The organism is Sphingomonas sp., from assembly GCF_051962185.1.
Lineage (GTDB): Bacteria > Pseudomonadota > Alphaproteobacteria > Sphingomonadales > Sphingomonadaceae > Sphingomonas.
In genome coordinates, this window is sequence record NZ_JBQCCN010000280.1 from 1 (window position 1) to 15,206 (window position 15,206).

The following is a 15,206-nucleotide window of genomic DNA, read 5'->3' on the forward strand; positions in this document are numbered from 1 at the left end:
CTGCTTCGAAAGGCAGCCGAGCGATCTGTCGATGCAACCTGGCGCCGCATCGGCACTCTGCTCGACGCCTTCCCACCCCACGAATGCGCCAACTACTTCAGAAACTCCGGATACGCTTCAACCTAAGTGAAAACGACTCTAAAGCGACCGAAAACGGCGGCTCCGACGCAGCGGCGTCGAGATCGCCCTTGGCTTCGACCTTCGCCCCCGGTCATCCCGTTTCGGGCCAGCCTCCGCCGTCGCCCCTTGTCAGCGCCTGCGTTTTGCGGAAACCAACCCGGATGAACATTCCGTCCGCAACCGACGACGATACCGTCCTGTCCCGCCCCGCCAATCTCGTTGCGTCGGAGATCGACGGCGAAATGGTCATTCTGAATGTCGACAGCGGTTATTTCTTCCAGCTCAATCAAATCGGTTCGCGCATCTGGGAAGCCCTCGATACGCCGATGACGGTCGGCGCCTTGTGCCGCACGATGCAGAGCAGATTCGACGTCGATCCGGAAACCTGCCTCGGCGATGTCACCGCGTTCGTCGGTTCGCTGATCGACAACGACCTGGTGACGGTCGAGCCCCGAGCCGGCTGAGGTTTAGCCCTGGCGCGCGCTATGGTCGCGCAGGAAGCGCAGCACCATCGCCTCGCCGACCTGGTCGGACTGGCGCCGCATGCGTTGCGGCGGCACGGCAGCGGGTCGCCCCAGCGATTCCAGCAACGCGCCGACGGTCCCGACATAGTCGCGGACCATATCTTCATAGGCCAGGCGGTAGGGTGCCGCGCCGATCGCCTCGAAATAGCGGCTCCAGTGATCGGCGCTGTCGCGGCTGAACGACACCAGGCCGAGGATTCGGTCATAGTCATAATCGGCGGCGCTCTTGGCCTCGTTCTCCGCGACGCCGGGAATCGACCGCCACACCCCGGTCTGCGCCGCGATCAGTCCGGACACGGCCTGGCGCACGACGTCGCGGCGTTCCAGCAGCACCAATGTCTGCGCGGGCAGAATCTCGGCGAGCAGCTCTTGGTAAGCGAGATAGAGCGCGCGGTCGTTATCGTCGGGCGACGCCGTGCGCGGCGGCGGGAAACGATCGGGCGCGCGCTCATGCGCGATCTCTTCCACGTCCTGCCAGAACAGCTTGATCGAGAAGACCCCGGACGGATCGGTGCGCCAGCGATGCATCGCCGCGACGTAACGATCGAGGTCGGGCGCTGCCCAACGTGCCGCGAGATTGGGGCGGAAACCGCGATGGAGATATTCCAGCGGGCAACCCAATCCTCCGGCGAAATGGAGCGCCTCGCCCAACAAGGTGCTGCCCGATCGCGGATGGCTGCAAATGACGAGCGTTCGCCGCGGCGCACCCTGCCAAGGCTCGAAGTCGTTCGCCGCGAGCGAGAGATCGTAAACGCGCTTGCTCTCAGACATGAGCAAGCAAGTCGGCGATCGCGTCGATCGCTCCGGGCAAAGCGTCGAACGTGCGCGGATAAGCGAGCGTATAGCAGGGAAGGCGGGTGACCAGCCGGCCGAACGCGTCGAGCGTCCTGGTGGTCTCGTCATTGTCCGCCGGGTCGAAGCGGACCATCTGCGATGCGGCGAGCACCAATGCCATCGGCCCGGCGACACGCCGCCATTCCATCGCCGCATCGGGCTCGGCGCGCGAGAGAAACACCAGCGCCCTGACCGGTACGCGCTCGGCGCGCGCGCGACGGGCGGGGGCGTGCCAATATTTGCCGTCATAACCGCCGATCGGCCGGACCTCGGCGTCCGACAGGGTGAGGCCCTGTCGCGACGGCTCCCATAGCGACACGCCGGGCGCCGTCTGCCAGACATGCGGGTCGTCGGCGCCGCTCAGGACCGACATGTCGTCGCTCATGATGTCCCATCCGGCCGCAGCCATCGCCGCGGTCAGGGTCGACTTGCCTGCGCCCGACGGCCCGAACAACAGCACCGCTCCGTCGTCACGGGCAAGCGACGCGGCATGGACCGGAAAGCGATCGTGCAGCAAGGCGAGTCGCGGCAGCACTCGTCGCGAGAGGATTTCGCCGAGGATCGGGACGTGCGCCGCATCGCTGCACACGCAGTCGACCGACGCGCCGTCCGAATCGCAACCGATCGCGACATCGTCGCGATAGCGGATCGTCCAGCCGGTTTCCCCGCCGCCCTCGATCGTCAGTCGAAAGCGGCCTTGCCAGGCATAAGTGATCGGGCGCCGAAGCGGCATCGCTCCGACGGCCAGATTGATGTCTATGTCAGGGGCCGAGGCCGATCTTCCGACGGCGCGTCGCAGACCGTAAAGATCCAGCGGAGAGCTGATGAGCAATCCGCCGAAATCGTACCCGATCATCGACACGATAAGGGAGAATCAGGTCTGGTTGCTGAGGCCGTCACCCGGCAGGCCGGATAGTCCGCGCGCCACCGTGATCGACTTGAAATCGGTGATTTCGGGCTTTTCCCATTTCGGCTTGGCCACCGGGAGAGCATCACCCTCCTGCTGAGCCTCAATACCCTTAGACGTGATGTCGTTCATCTTCATCCCCCAATCGCGGCTCTGGTTTCTAGCGGACAATACCGTTTTTGAGAAGGCTACAATAACGCGCTGGTCGGGATTCGCCAAGAACGGCGATGGTAACGAGGAAAGACCTTCGCGCTCCGCTTTTGATGGTCGTCGTCGGTTGCCGCCAAGTGACCCAAAGCAGTGAATTGCTGCCCTATTCTGATATTTGGCCAGATCTATTGCTCTTCCAAAATGGGTGACGCCCCCGCCCGCTTCGATGACTTTGGGGCTACGATCCATGGCGAGGAAGATCGGGAACGGACGTTAGCCGCCGCAGGACTCGCGGACGATCAAGTCAGTCGGCAGATGAACCGGCAAATGATCGGGCGAGAAATCGAGCACGCGCGATACGAGCAGCCGCCCCGCCTCCGCCGTATCCTGGCGAATCGTGCTCAAGGTGGGGGTGCTCAACCGGCTCAGCAGCATGTCGTCATAGCCGACCACCGACACGTCGCCGGGGACGGTCTTTCCGGCCCGCTTGATCGCGCGGATCGCGCCCAGCGCGATGAGATCGCTCGAGGCGACGATGCCGTCGAACGCGACGCCGCGATGGAGCAGGCGCGCCACCGCCGCCTCGGCCGCTTCGAGTTCGAATTCGACCGGCACGACCAATTTGGGATCGGCGTCGAGCCCGCTTTCCTTGATCCCCTCCAGATAGCCGCGCCGCCGCTGCAGCGCCTCGGGATCGCTGCCGCCGAGGAACATGATATTGCGCCGCCCCATCCGCGCGAGGTGAAGCGTCGCGCGCCGCCCGCCGAGATGGTTGTCGGAGCCGACCGAGCAATATTTCTGTCCCGGCATGTGGGCGCCCCACACCACGAATCGGCCGTTGGTCGCGGTCGCGAGCTGGTTGAGCTGGTCGTGCAACCCGCCTTGTCCCAGGAAGATCACTCCGCTCGCGCGGCTGGTGGTCACGGCGTGGACGAGGTCGTCGTAATTGTCGGGAGAGGTGTGGCTGACGATGAAGTCGCAATCGCGGGTGCGCGCCGCCTCGCCGATCTGCGCGATCAGTTCGAGGAAGAACGGGTGAGTCAGCGGCACCGGCCGGCCGCGCATGTGCGGGGTGACGATCGCGATCGATCCTTCCGCCCCGATCGGCGCGGCAGGCATGTAATGGCGGAACGGATAGTCGTGGTCGCGCGCCAGCGCCCAGATGCGTTGCTTGGTCTTGGCGCTGATCACCGGCTCGTCGTTGAGCGCGCGCGACACCGTCGACACCGAGACGCCCGCCAGTTTGGCGAGGTCCTGCAGCGTCGTATTGTTGTTGCTGTTGGTGCCCATTACGCCCAAGCTGATCGTCAACCGGCGCCGACTTAAGGAGCGAAGGGCAGGTTTTGCAAGCGAGCGAGGGGGACGCGAGCATTTCGCCACCGGCACCGTCGCGGCGGCCGCGCCTGACGATCGGGCAGATCTGGAACATGTGCTGCGGCCTGTTCGGGGTGCAGATCGTGTGGGGACTGCAGAACGGCAGCACCAGCCGGATCTTCCAGACATTGGGCGCCCAGCTCGACCAATTACCGATCCTGTGGATCGCGGCGCCGATCACGGGGCTGCTGGTCCAGCCGCTGATCGGGCATTGGAGCGACCGTACCTGGGGACCACTCGGGCGGCGGCGGCCGTTCCTGCTGGCGGGATCGATCCTGACCGCGATCGCGCTCGTCGCGATGCCCAACGCCGCGAGCCTCTGGATGGCGAGCCTCGCCTTGTGGCTGCTCACCGCCTCGATCAACATCGCCGCCGAGCCGTTCCGCGCGCTGGTCGCCGACGCCTTGCCCGAGGAACAGCGCACCGAAGGGTTTGCGGTCCAGGTGTTCTTCATCGGCGCCGGCGCGGTGTTCGCCTCCGCTTTGCCCTGGATCCTGACGCATTGGTTCGGCGTGCCCGCGACCGCCCCGGCGGGATGGCTGCCGCCGTCGGTGCGCCTGACCTTCTATATCGGCGCGGTCGGCCTGCTGGCCGCGGTCGCCTGGACCGTCGTCACCACCATCGAGCGCCCGCCCGAGAGTCTAGCCGCCGATGCGCCGGACCGGGTCGAGCATGCGGTGCCGAGCACGACCGGCGCCGCGACGCTGGCGCTGAGCGGCGCGCTGTGGATGCTGGGCGGGCTCGCCATCGCCGGCTTCGCCTGGGCCGAGGCGCTCGAACGCGAAATCTACGTGCTCGCGATGATCGCTTTCGTGTTCGGGGTTGCCCAACTCGCCGCCGTCGCCATGCGGCGCGGCGGGCGGCATTCGCTCGGCGTGTTCGAGATCGTCGAGGACATCCTGCACATGCCGCGCGTGTTGCGGCACCTCGCGCTGGTCCAGTTCTTCACCTGGACCGCCCTGTTCGCGATGTGGATCTATACCGTGCCCGCGGTCGCGGCGCATCATTATCATACCGCCGATGCCAGCTCGGCCGCATACAATGCGGGCGCCGACTGGGTCGGTATATTGTTCGCCGGTTACAACGGCATCGCGGCGATCGCCGCGCTGGCCCTGCCCTGGCTCGCCGAGCGGATCGGGCGGCGCAACGTCTATGCCGCCAGCCTGGCGCTCGGCGCGCTGGGGCTCGCCGGCTATGTGATGATCGACGATCCCTTATGGCTGTGGCTCCCGACGATCGGCATCGGCTGCGCCTGGGCGGCGATCCTGTCGCTACCCTACGCGATGCTGGCGAGCGCGGTGCCGCCGCGGAAAATGGGCGTTTATATGGGCATCCACAATATGTTCCTGGTGCTGCCGCAACTGGTCGCCGCGACGCTGCTCGGCGCGATCGTCCATCACTGGCTGGGCAATCAGGCGATCCTCGCGCTCGGCCTCGCCGCCGCCGCGATGGCCGGCGCGGCGCTGACCGCTTTGTTCATTCCCGACGTCTGAAGGCCGCGCGAATGATGCGGCGGCATGCGCCATCGCTGGTGGCCGCCCCCCATCCGTCATGCCGGCCTTGTGCCGGCATCCACCGCGCAACGACAGCCTTCGGGGAGTGTGGAGGAGTGGGCCCCGGTACAAGGCCGGGGTGACGTTGGTGGCGCGCATCTCGCGCCGACCCATGGGCCGCATCGCCTGGGCGATCTTACCCATTGGTTCCACTGGGTATGTCCCCAGCATCGAGATTATGCAAATATTGCATTGGTGAATTTACGCGACAGTCGCTGGAATTTAGCGAGTCGCTAGTGACTCCCTGCAAAAAACACCCCTTGCGCGCCACGGAAATTTACGCAACAAAGCGCAAATCGCTGCATGAAGTTGCAAGCGATGGAGTCGCGCGCACCGCGAAAGACGGGCCGCGAAGGGAAGGATGAAGGGGCAATGGCACGCACCGACGCGCCGCAACGATTCCGCAGATGACGATTCACGCCGTGCGTCGGGCAGGTTCCGGCGCGGGCAAGGGACGAAGCCCCCATGATGAGGGGCACGGATAGGGGAGTGATCGATGAAGCAATGGGGTTCGAGCCGTAGTCGCGGCCTTTTGTGGAGCAGCACCTCGCTGATGACGCTGGCGATTTTCGCCGCGACCGGCGCGGAGGCCCAGACGGCGCCCGCTGCGGCGACCAGCCCGGCGGCCGCCCCGCAGGCCGATACCGGCTCTTCCACCGACGACAGCGGCGACATCGTGATCGTCGGCGTGCGCCGCGCGCTCGGCGACGCGGCGGAAACCAAGCGCAACGCCGCGACGATCGTCGATTCGATCAGCGCGACCGATATCGGCTCGTTCCCCGACACCTCGGTCTCCGGCGCACTGTCGCGCATCCCCGGCATCACCGTGTCGCGCCTGCAATCGACCGACGATTCGACTCACCCCTCGGGCGAGGCCGCTGGCGTGCTGGTTCGTGGTCTGACCCAGGTCCGCACCGAATTCAACGGCCGCGACAGCTTCTCGGCCGACGCCGCCCGCGGGCTCAACTTCAACGACATCTCGCCCGAACTGATGTCGCGCGTCGACGTCTACAAGAATCTGACCGCCGACATGATCGAGGGTGGCATCGCCGGCACGGTCGACCTGCGCACGCGCCTGCCGTTCGACCAGAACGGTCTCGTCGTCACCGGCAACGGCAAGGCGACTTATGGCGACCGGTCGAAGAAATGGACCGGCGAATTCTCGGCGCTGATCAGCGACACGTTCGACACCGAGATCGGCAAGTTCGGCTTCATGGCCGATTTCGCACGCAGCCATGTCGTCACGCGGACCGAAAGCGTGATCATGGACAAGATCGACACTTATTGCTCGGCAGGCGCGCTCAAGCCCGACGGCACCGCCAATATCGGGGCGGACGGCCTGGTCGGCTGCACAGCCAATCCGTTCGGCGGCACCGGCTGGGCCTTCCTGCCCGACGGCATCCGCTATTCGCAGGTCGATTACGACCGCACGCGGCGCGGCATCGCGCTCGCCGGTCAGTATCAGGACAAGTCCGAACGCTTCCTGCTGACCGTGCAATATACCGATTCGAAATATCACAATGCGTGGCTCGAGCGCGCCTCGCACGCGATCCTCGAGGGCAATGCTTATGGCACGCCGTCGTTCAACCCGCGCAGCACGACCATCCTGGGCCCGGCGGACGGTACCGGCGCGCTCGTCTTCGGGTCGAACGGCCTGCTCGAATCGGGCGTGCTGACCCAGGGCCATGGCAGCTGGGCGGGCAGCTGGAGCGGCAGCGACCAGGACGCGATCAACACGGGCTCCGCGGTCCCCGGCATGCCGTTCGTCAACAATTGCGGCACCGGCCATTGCACCACGACGCGCGACGGCCTCTATTTCCAGAACGAGGCGCGCAATTTCGACCATAGCGAGGGCACGCGCGACTTTTCGGCGAACATCGACTGGAAGATCACCGACAATCTCAAGCTGACGCTCGACGGCCAGCGCATCACCGCGTCGACCAACAATAACGACATCCTGGTCGCGGTCGGGTCGATGGCCAATTACCAATACAGCATGACCGACGGCAACGCGCCGGAGATCAAGCTGCTGCCGGGCTCGAACGTCAATTACGCGGCGGGCGGGCTCGCCAATCCGCACAATTACTGGATCCCGTTCATCCAGGGCCATGTCGAGGACAATGATGCCGACGAATGGGCGTTCCGCGGCGACCTGCAATATGATTTCGACAAGGGCGGCTGGCTCGATTCGCTGAAGGTCGGCGTGCGCTATGCCGACCGCAACCAGACAGTCCGCTATTCCACCTTCAACTGGACGCCGATCGCGGCGAGCTGGAATTGCAACGGCGCCGGCTTCAACGCCGACAACACCACGCCCAACCCGGCCGCCGCGTGCAATGCCAACTTCAAGGGCTATGGCGCCGGCATCTGGGAATCGACCAGCCTGGGCAGCGATTTCTACAACGGCAGCGTCTACAACAACGGCTCGCTGGTCTATCTCAACCGCGACACGCTGCAGAACTTCCCGAAGCTGCTGCAGTCGCTGAGCGGTGCCACCACCAACTCGCCGATCGCGCCTGGCTATACCGCGATCTGCGACCGGCCCGAGGCGACGGTCGACAATTGTTTCACGCCGTCGGAAGTCACCACGACGTCCGAACGGACCACCGCCGGCTACGCCATGCTCAATTTCGGCAACGACCAGCCGATCTTCGGCGGCGGCGTGCGGATAAAGGGCAATATCGGCGTCCGCGTGATCCGTACCGAGGTCGTCAGCGACGGCTCGGTCTCCTATCCGACCGACACCGCGCTCAACCTGCTGCCGTCCTGCGCGACGCCGGTCTCGGGCACCGCGATCGTCCAGCCGAGTTGTTACCTGACGCCGCAAATCCGGGCCTTCGCCGCGGGCGGCGGCTCGCCCAATTCGCTCAAGGCGTCCTATACCAACGTGCTGCCGAGCTTTAACCTGCGGCTCGGCCTCGACAGCAAGACCTATATCCGCTTCGGCTATTCGCGCGGCCTGTCGCGGCCCGATTTCGGCCTGCTCAGGAACTTCGTGTCGATCAATTCGCCGGTCATCAACACCGGACCGGACTCGCCCTACATCGTCTACAATTCGCCGACCGCGGCGCATGTCGCGGCCAACGTCACCGGCTATAATTTCGTCTTCAACGCCGAATCCGGCAATGCCGGCCTGCGGCCGATGACCGCCGATCAATTCGACCTCACCTTCGAACGCTATATGGGCAAGTCGTCGTCGCTTTCGATCGACCTGTTCTACAAGAAGCTGCACAACACGATCTCCTACGGCCAGATCGAGCGCCAGTTCACCAACAACGGATCGACCCAGACCGTACTGCTGCGCGGCCCGAGCAACGTCAGCAACGGCGGTGAGCTCAAGGGCTTCGAGATCGGATACCAGACCTTCTTCGACTTCCTCCCCGGCCTGCTGTCGGGGCTGGGCATCCAGGCCAATTACACCTTCGTCGACCAGACCGGGATCAGCAATTCCAACCTGATCGCGGTCGGCGCGCTCGATGCCGGCGGCACCGGCGGCCAAGGCGGCGGACTCGACGTCAGCGGCGGGCGCGGCGCGGTGATCGACTCGCACATGCTGGCGGGGATCTCGAAACATTCGTTCAACCTGGTCGGCCTGTATGAAAAGGGCCCGGTCGCGCTCCGCGTCGCCTACAATTGGCGGTCGCGCTTCCTGACCAACAATTTGGATTGCTGCATCGGCATGCCGGTGTTCCAGAAGGCCGCCGGCTTCCTCGACGGATCGTTGCGCATCTCGCTCGACAAGAGGTTCGAAATCTCGCTCGAAGGGTCGAACCTGCTCAACACGCGCACCGTCTATCAGCAGCAGGTGTTCGGCGACTCCAAGCTCACGCCGGGGGCCAAGCCCGTCTACATGGATGCCAATTGGGGCGTGGTCGATCGCCGCTTCTCGATTGGCGGCCGCTTCAAGTTCTGATTTCCTCCACTGGGCGCCGCCGTCGCCCTCCCAGGCAAGGCGGCGCCCGCTCTTTGTGAGGAAAGGATCATCATGACGCCGGGATCAGGGCCAGATCCGCTCAAGCCAGAGCCCTTCAGGGTGGTCGTCGTCGGCGGCGGCACCGCCGGCTGGATGACGGCATCGGCGCTGGTCAAATTGCTGCCCGCCGGGGATTACCGCGTCACGCTGGTCGAATCGGACGAGATCGGCATCGTCGGCGTCGGCGAGGCGACCCTGCCGCACATCAAGGTGTTCAACGACACGCTCGGGATCGACGAGGCGCAGTTCATGCGCGACACCCAGGCGGTGTTCAAGGCGGGGATCGAGTTCGTCGATTGGGACGTGCCCGGCGAACGCTATGTCCACCCGTTCGGCACCTTCGGCGAGCCCTGGGCCGGGGTCGATTTCCAGCATCATTGGGCTCGTGCCCGCGCCGCCGGCCGCGCATCCGAACTGCACGATTATTCCTATTCGATCGCGGTCTGCCGCAACGCCGCGTTCGAGCATCCCAACGAAGATCCCAAGTCGATCCGCTCGACCTATTCCTACGCCTATCATTTCGACGCCGGCCTCTATGCCCGCTTCCTGCGCCGCTGGGCCCAGCCGCGCGGCGTGACGCGGATCGAGGGCAAGGTGGTCGACGTCGCCCGCGATCCGGCTACCGGCCATGTCGCCTCGCTCAAGCTGGAGTCCGGGGCCGAGATCGCCGGCGACCTGTTCGTCGACTGCTCGGGATTCCGCTCGCTGTTGGTCGGCGGGACGATGGGCGTGGCGTGGCACGACTGGAGCGACTGGCTGCCGTGCGACCGCGCGCTGGCCATTCCGAGCATGCGAACCGAGCCGCTGCTCCCCTTCACCCGCCTGACCGCACAGGAAGCCGGCTGGACCTGGCGGATCGGGCTCCAGCACCGCACCGGCAACGGCTATGTCTTCTCCAGCCGCTTCACCGACGAGGAGAGCGCGCGCGATGTGCTGCTGTCGGCGCTCGACGCCCCGCCGCTCGGCGAGCCGCGGCTGCTGCGCTTCCAGGCCGGGCGCCGGGCCAGCGCCTGGGCGGGCAATTGCGTCGCGATCGGCCTCGCCAGCGGATTTCTCGAGCCGCTCGAATCCACCTCGATCTTCCTGATCCAGGCCGGGGTGATGGACCTGATCGGGCTGATGCCCACCTTGCGGAGCGGGATCGATCCGCGGCTGGCGGCCGAATACAATCGGCTGTTCGAGGTCCATTACGACCGCGTCCGCGATTTCCTGGTGCTCCATTACACCGCCAATCGCCGCCACGGTCAGCCGCTGTGGGACCATGTCCGCACGATGGAATTGCCCGACACCCTGGCGCACAAGATCGCCTTGTTCGAGGCATCGGCGGCGGCGCCCGATTATCGCTACGGCCTGTTCTCGCGTGATAGCTGGCTGGCGGTGCTGGTCGGCCAGGGCGTATTGCCCCGCGCCTGGAATCCGCTCGCCGAAGCGATCCCGCTGGAGGAGCTCGAGGCCAGGCTCGCCGACCTCAAATACCGGATCGAGGTCAATGCCGCCGACATGACGCCGCATGGCGATTTCGTGCGCTCTTATTGCCCCGCCCCCGCGCTGGAGCCGGCGGCATGAGCGCCCCCGGTCGATCGAGCGTGCAATCGCTCGTCCTGCTTGGCCGCGATGCGCCGTTAGGGCTGGCGGCGAGCGTGCTCCAGGCCGCGCTTAGGCCGGCCGACGTGACCGTCACCGCGATCGAGCTGCCGAGCCAGCTATATCCGTGCGACGTCTATGCGACGCAGCCGGGGATCGAGGCGCTCCACGCCCGCCTGCATCTCGACGAGGCCGGCTTGCTGCGCGCGACCGGCGGCGCCTTCTCGCTCGGGCAGAATGTCGTCGACCTGCTCGGCGGCGGCGGCCAGTTCCTCAACGCTTACGGTTCGTACGGCGCGCCGATCGAGGGCGGCGATTTCTTCGCTTACTGGCTCAAGGCGCGTGGGCTGGGGCTCGACGTCGCGTTCGAGGATTTCTCGCTGACCGGCGCCGCCGCGCGCCAAGGCCGGGTGATGATCCCCGACGAGGCAAGCGAAGCCTATGGCCGCGCCGATTACGGCTATCACTTGCCCGCCATCGCTTATGCCGCCGGTTTGAAAAGCGTCGCGGAGCGGATCGGCGTGACGCTGCGGTCCGCCAATCATATCGCGGTCGAGCGCGACGACGATGGCGCCATCGCCGCTTTGGTCGCCGATGGCGAGCGCGTGCCGGGCGGCTTGTTCGTCGACCTGACCGGCAGCGACGCCGCCCTGATCGGCAAGACCCTGGGCGTGGCGCAGGAAAGCTGGCGCGCGCATTTCCCCGCCGACCGCGTGTTCGCCGCGCGCGCCCGGCCGTTCGCGCCGATCCCGACCTATGCCGAGCTGCGCGCCTGGTATCCCGGCTGGGTCGCGCTGTATCCCAGCCAGGCCGCGACGCATGTCGTCCACGCCTTTTCGAGCGCCTATGTCGGCGACGACGAAGCGTTGCGCGGCGCGGCGTCGGCGACCGGGCTGGCGCTCGGCGACGCGGTGTTGCGCTCGTCCGATCCCGGGCGCCGCGACCAGGCCTGGGCGGAGAATTGCGTCGCGATCGGCGGCGCGGCGTGCGCGCTCGATCCGGTCCACAATCTCGATCTCCATGCCGTGCAGCTCGGGCTGATCACGCTGCTGACCTATTTTCCGACCGGACAGGACGCCGCCCCCGCCCGCGCCGAGTACAACCGGCTGATGCGATCGTCGTTCGAGCGGCTACGCGATTACCAGGCGGCATTCTATGCGCTCGCGCCCTTTCCGGGCGTGTTCTGGGATGCCGGCCGCGCCGCACCGCAGCCGCCCGAACTCGCGCATATCGTCGCGACGTTCCGCGCGCGCGGCGAGGTACCGCCGATGGAGGACGACAGCATCGCGACCGATCATTGGCGCGCGTTGCTGATCGGGTTGGGTGTGGTGCCCGAAAGCTATCCCCCGCGGACCGACGCGACCGCGCCCGAGACGATCAAGGCGCAAATCCGCACCATGCTCGGCTTCGTCAAAGACGCGGTGCTGCGCCAACCGACCCATGCCCAGGCGCTGGGCAATACGCATGGTTGAGCCGGTCCGCCTGGCGCGCGATCCCGCCGCGCTCGACAGCCTTCCCCGTGTCGCCAAACGCAGCGTCACCGGCCCCGAAGACTTCGCGGCGATCGTCGCGGCGGGCGAGCCGGTCGTCCTGCAGCGGCTGTTCGACACCTGGCCCGCGCTTGCAGCGGGGATGCAGGGCGCCGCAACGCTCAACGCCTATTTCCGCCGGCTCGACCGCGGGGCGACAGTGCCGGTGATGGAAGCGCCGGCGCGGCATCGCGGCCAATTCGCCTACGGCCCCGATCTGCGCGAATTCACCTTCACCAAGCGCCAGGCGCCGCTCGGGGCCACGCTCGACCGCATCGAAGGGCTGATCGGCCGACCCGATGCGCCGACCGTCGCGATCCAAATGCTGCGGCTCGACCAGGCGATGCCCGATTTCGCCGCGCCCAACCCGATGCCGCTGTTGCCCGGGATCGGCGCGCGGCTGTGGCTGGGCGGCGCGGTGCATACGCGGACGCATAACGACCGCGACCACAATCTCGCCTGCGTCATCGCCGGACGGCGCCGCTTCGTGCTGTTCCCGCCCGAGCAGGTCGGCAACCTCTATGTCGGCCCGCCCGACAATCCGCCGCCGCTCTCGCTGGTCGATCCCGAGGCGCCCGATCTCGCCCGCTTTCCGCGCTATGCCGAGGCGGTCGCCGCCGCGCGCGTCGCCTTCCTCTAGCCCGGCGAAGCGCTCTTCATGCCGCGATACTGGTGGCACCACGTCACCTCGCTCGATCCGTACAATGCGATGGTCAATTACTGGTGGGGCGGGAGCGACGAACCCTACAATGCGTTCCTGGCCGCCCTGCTAGCCTTCCGCGACCTGCCGCCGGGCGAGCGCGACTACTGGCGCGAGATGATCGCGGCATACGTATTCGGCGAGCGAGGCGATGTCCTCTCGCATATCCCCGCCTTGCTCCAGGGGCCGCTCGGCCCGCTTTCCCCCAATGCCCGCGCGGCGCTGCGCCAGCAGCTTCGTGCGGCCCTCAACAAGACCTCCTGACCTCCCAAGGAACCCCAGATGATCCTTCGTTCGCTTGCCCTGATCGCCGCGCTCGGCTGGACCGCTTCCGCCGCGGCCGCCACGCGCGAATGCGCGCAATCGCCGGGCAAGGTGATCGAATTGTGCGTGTGGGTCGAGAACGGCCAGGCGCTGTACGAGGTGACGCGCAAGGGCGTGCAGGTGCTCGCCCCGTCCGAACTCGGCCTGACCTTCAAGGGCGAGCCCGCCGCCCGCTATTCGGCGATGGGCGATCCGCGCCGCACCGCCTCCGACACGACGTGGGAACAGCCCTGGGGCGAAGAGCGGGTGATCCGCGACAACCACAATGAACTGACCGTCACGCTCAATGGCGACACCGCGCTCAACAAGGCGGTCGACGTCACCTTCCGCCTGTTCGATGACGGCTTCGGCTTCCGCTACGACTACAAGCATGTGCCCGCCGGCCAGGAAGTCGCGGTCACCGCCGAGCGCACGCAATTCCACACGCTCGGCGCTTATCAGGCCTGGTGGTACCAGGGCCTGGGCCAGGAACGCGACGAATATCTCTACACGCAGACCGACGCGCGCCGCATCACGCTCGCCGAGACGCCGCTGACGATGAAAGGCGCCAACGGCCTGTACCTGTCGTTCCACGAAGCGGCGATGATCGACTTCCCGTCGATGCTGCTCCAGGGCAATGGTGAGGGCACGCTGACCGCCTGGCTGATGCCCTGGCCCGACGGCACGCTCGCAAAGCGCACCGGCGCCTTCACCACGCCGTGGCGCACCGTTCTGATCGGCGAGACGCCGGGGGCGCTGGCCGACAGCCGGATCGAGCTCAACCTCAACGAACCGAGCAAGATCCCCGACATCCGATCCTACTTCACCCCCGGCAAGTTCGTCGGCGTGTGGTGGGAAATGCACCTCGACAAGACCACCTGGGCGAGCGGCATGCGCCACGGCGCGACCACCGCTAATGTCGAGCGCTATATCGACTTCGCCGCCAAATACGGCTTCAGCGGGGTGCTGGTCGAAGGCTGGAACCAGGGCTGGGACGGCGACTGGATCGCCAATGGCGACAAGTTCAGCTTCACCAAGCCCTATCCCGATTTCGACATCGCCGCGATTACCGCCTACGCCAAGAAGAAGGGCGTGCAGCTGATCGGGCATAACGAGACCGGTGGCGGGGTGATCAATTACGAGAACCAGCTCGACGATGCGATGAAGTTCTACGCCAGCTACGGCGTGCATGCGGTCAAGACCGGCTACGTCCGCCACGCCGGCGACATCCTCGACCGCGAGGGCAAGGGCGAGTGGTTCGCCGGCCAGTTCATGGTCCGCCACAATCTGCTCGTCGCCGAGACCGCCGCCAAATACCGCATCGCGATCGACGCGCACGAGCCGGTCAAGGACACGGGTCTCCGCCGCACCTGGCCGAACATGATCGCGCGCGAAGGCGCGCGCGGGCAGGAATACAATGCCTGGGGCGTCCCGACCAATCCGCCCGAGCATCTGACCATCATTCCGTTCACCCGCATGCTCGGCGGGCCGATGGATTTCACCCCCGGCATCTTCGACGTCGCGCACGGCAAGGACGACGTGACGCGCCGCGTGCAATCGACCCTCGCGACGCAATTGGCCGAATATGTCGTGCTCTACAGCCCGATCCAGATGGCCGCCGACCTGCCGGAAAATTACGAGAAGAATTTGGCCGC

The 15,206-nt window shown here is 66.3% G+C and carries 10 protein-coding genes and 2 pseudogenes; 8 read left to right on the forward strand and 4 right to left on the reverse strand.

The window, feature by feature from the left end; genetic code table 11:
* Window positions 1-126: pseudogene (locus tag ACTHJR_RS17640) on the forward strand (IS630 family transposase); the annotation flags it as partial.
* 236 nt (window positions 127-362) lie between these two features.
* On the forward strand, window positions 363-584 hold the full coding sequence (locus ACTHJR_RS17645; RefSeq protein WP_440524646.1) for a PqqD family protein: 222 nt from the start codon (window positions 363-365) through the stop codon (window positions 582-584).
* Window positions 585-587: 3 nt separating this feature from the next.
* Here the strand turns inward: ACTHJR_RS17645 and ACTHJR_RS17650 are convergent, their stop codons facing one another.
* The 4 genes from ACTHJR_RS17650 to ACTHJR_RS17665 form a co-directional block, all read right to left on the reverse strand.
* Complete coding sequence (locus tag ACTHJR_RS17650; RefSeq protein ID WP_440524633.1) at window positions 588-1,415, reverse strand: Stf0 family sulfotransferase; 828 nt, start codon at window positions 1,413-1,415, stop codon at window positions 588-590.
* A complete protein-coding gene (locus ACTHJR_RS17655) occupies window positions 1,408-2,211 on the reverse strand; it encodes a hypothetical protein (protein ID WP_440524635.1) in 804 nt (267 codons plus the stop codon). The genes ACTHJR_RS17650 and ACTHJR_RS17655 overlap by 8 nt, the downstream gene beginning before the upstream one ends.
* 141 nt (window positions 2,212-2,352) lie before the next feature.
* A complete protein-coding gene (locus ACTHJR_RS17660; RefSeq protein WP_440524637.1) occupies window positions 2,353-2,784 on the reverse strand; it encodes a hypothetical protein in 432 nt (143 codons plus the stop codon).
* 24 nt (window positions 2,785-2,808) lie between these two features.
* Complete coding sequence (locus tag ACTHJR_RS17665; RefSeq protein WP_440524638.1) at window positions 2,809-3,846, reverse strand: LacI family DNA-binding transcriptional regulator; 1,038 nt, start codon at window positions 3,844-3,846, stop codon at window positions 2,809-2,811.
* Window positions 3,847-3,878: 32 nt separating this feature from the next.
* Here ACTHJR_RS17665 and ACTHJR_RS17670 point away from each other — a divergent pair, with 32 nt between their 5' ends.
* The 6 genes and pseudogenes from ACTHJR_RS17670 to ACTHJR_RS17695 form a co-directional block, all read left to right on the forward strand.
* On the forward strand, window positions 3,879-5,402 hold the full coding sequence (locus tag ACTHJR_RS17670) for an MFS transporter (RefSeq protein WP_440524639.1): 1,524 nt from the start codon (window positions 3,879-3,881) through the stop codon (window positions 5,400-5,402).
* A 556-nt stretch (window positions 5,403-5,958) separates the two neighbouring features.
* Window positions 5,959-9,375: a TonB-dependent receptor gene (locus tag ACTHJR_RS17675; protein ID WP_440524640.1), complete on the forward strand. Its 3,417-nt coding sequence runs from the start codon at window positions 5,959-5,961 to the stop codon at window positions 9,373-9,375.
* A 72-nt stretch (window positions 9,376-9,447) separates the two neighbouring features.
* The gene (locus tag ACTHJR_RS17680; protein ID WP_440524642.1) at window positions 9,448-11,001 is read left to right on the forward strand and encodes a tryptophan halogenase family protein; all 1,554 of its coding nucleotides are present in this window, start codon (window positions 9,448-9,450) and stop codon (window positions 10,999-11,001) included.
* Window positions 10,998-12,491, forward strand: coding sequence for a tryptophan 7-halogenase (locus ACTHJR_RS17685; protein WP_440524643.1), 1,494 nt, complete (start codon window positions 10,998-11,000; stop codon window positions 12,489-12,491). The genes ACTHJR_RS17680 and ACTHJR_RS17685 overlap by 4 nt, the downstream gene beginning before the upstream one ends.
* Window positions 12,484-13,512 (forward strand): annotated as a pseudogene (locus ACTHJR_RS17690) (cupin-like domain-containing protein). Before ACTHJR_RS17685 ends, ACTHJR_RS17690 begins: the two are co-directional and overlap by 8 nt.
* An 18-nt stretch (window positions 13,513-13,530) precedes the next feature.
* The coding region (locus ACTHJR_RS17695) for a glycoside hydrolase family 97 catalytic domain-containing protein (protein WP_440524644.1) at window positions 13,531-15,206 on the forward strand (1,676 nt) is incomplete at its 3' end.

What these genes read in the sequence shown, in the direction of transcription:
- ACTHJR_RS17650 (WP_440524633.1), bottom strand. Translation starts at nt 1,415, where the DNA reads ATGTCTGAGAGCAAGCGCGTTTACGATCTCTCGCTCGCGGCGAACGAC.
- ACTHJR_RS17660 (WP_440524637.1), bottom strand. Translation starts at nt 2,784, where the DNA reads ATGGATCGTAGCCCCAAAGTCATCGAAGCGGGCGGGGGCGTCACCCAT.
- ACTHJR_RS17645 (WP_440524646.1), top strand. Translation starts at nt 363, where the DNA reads ATGGTCATTCTGAATGTCGACAGCGGTTATTTCTTCCAGCTCAATCAA.
- ACTHJR_RS17680 (WP_440524642.1), top strand. Translation starts at nt 9,448, where the DNA reads ATGACGCCGGGATCAGGGCCAGATCCGCTCAAGCCAGAGCCCTTCAGG.
- ACTHJR_RS17655 (WP_440524635.1), bottom strand. Translation starts at nt 2,211, where the DNA reads ATGCCGCTTCGGCGCCCGATCACTTATGCCTGGCAAGGCCGCTTTCGA.
- ACTHJR_RS17675 (WP_440524640.1), top strand. Translation starts at nt 5,959, where the DNA reads ATGAAGCAATGGGGTTCGAGCCGTAGTCGCGGCCTTTTGTGGAGCAGC.
- ACTHJR_RS17685 (WP_440524643.1), top strand. Translation starts at nt 10,998, where the DNA reads ATGAGCGCCCCCGGTCGATCGAGCGTGCAATCGCTCGTCCTGCTTGGC.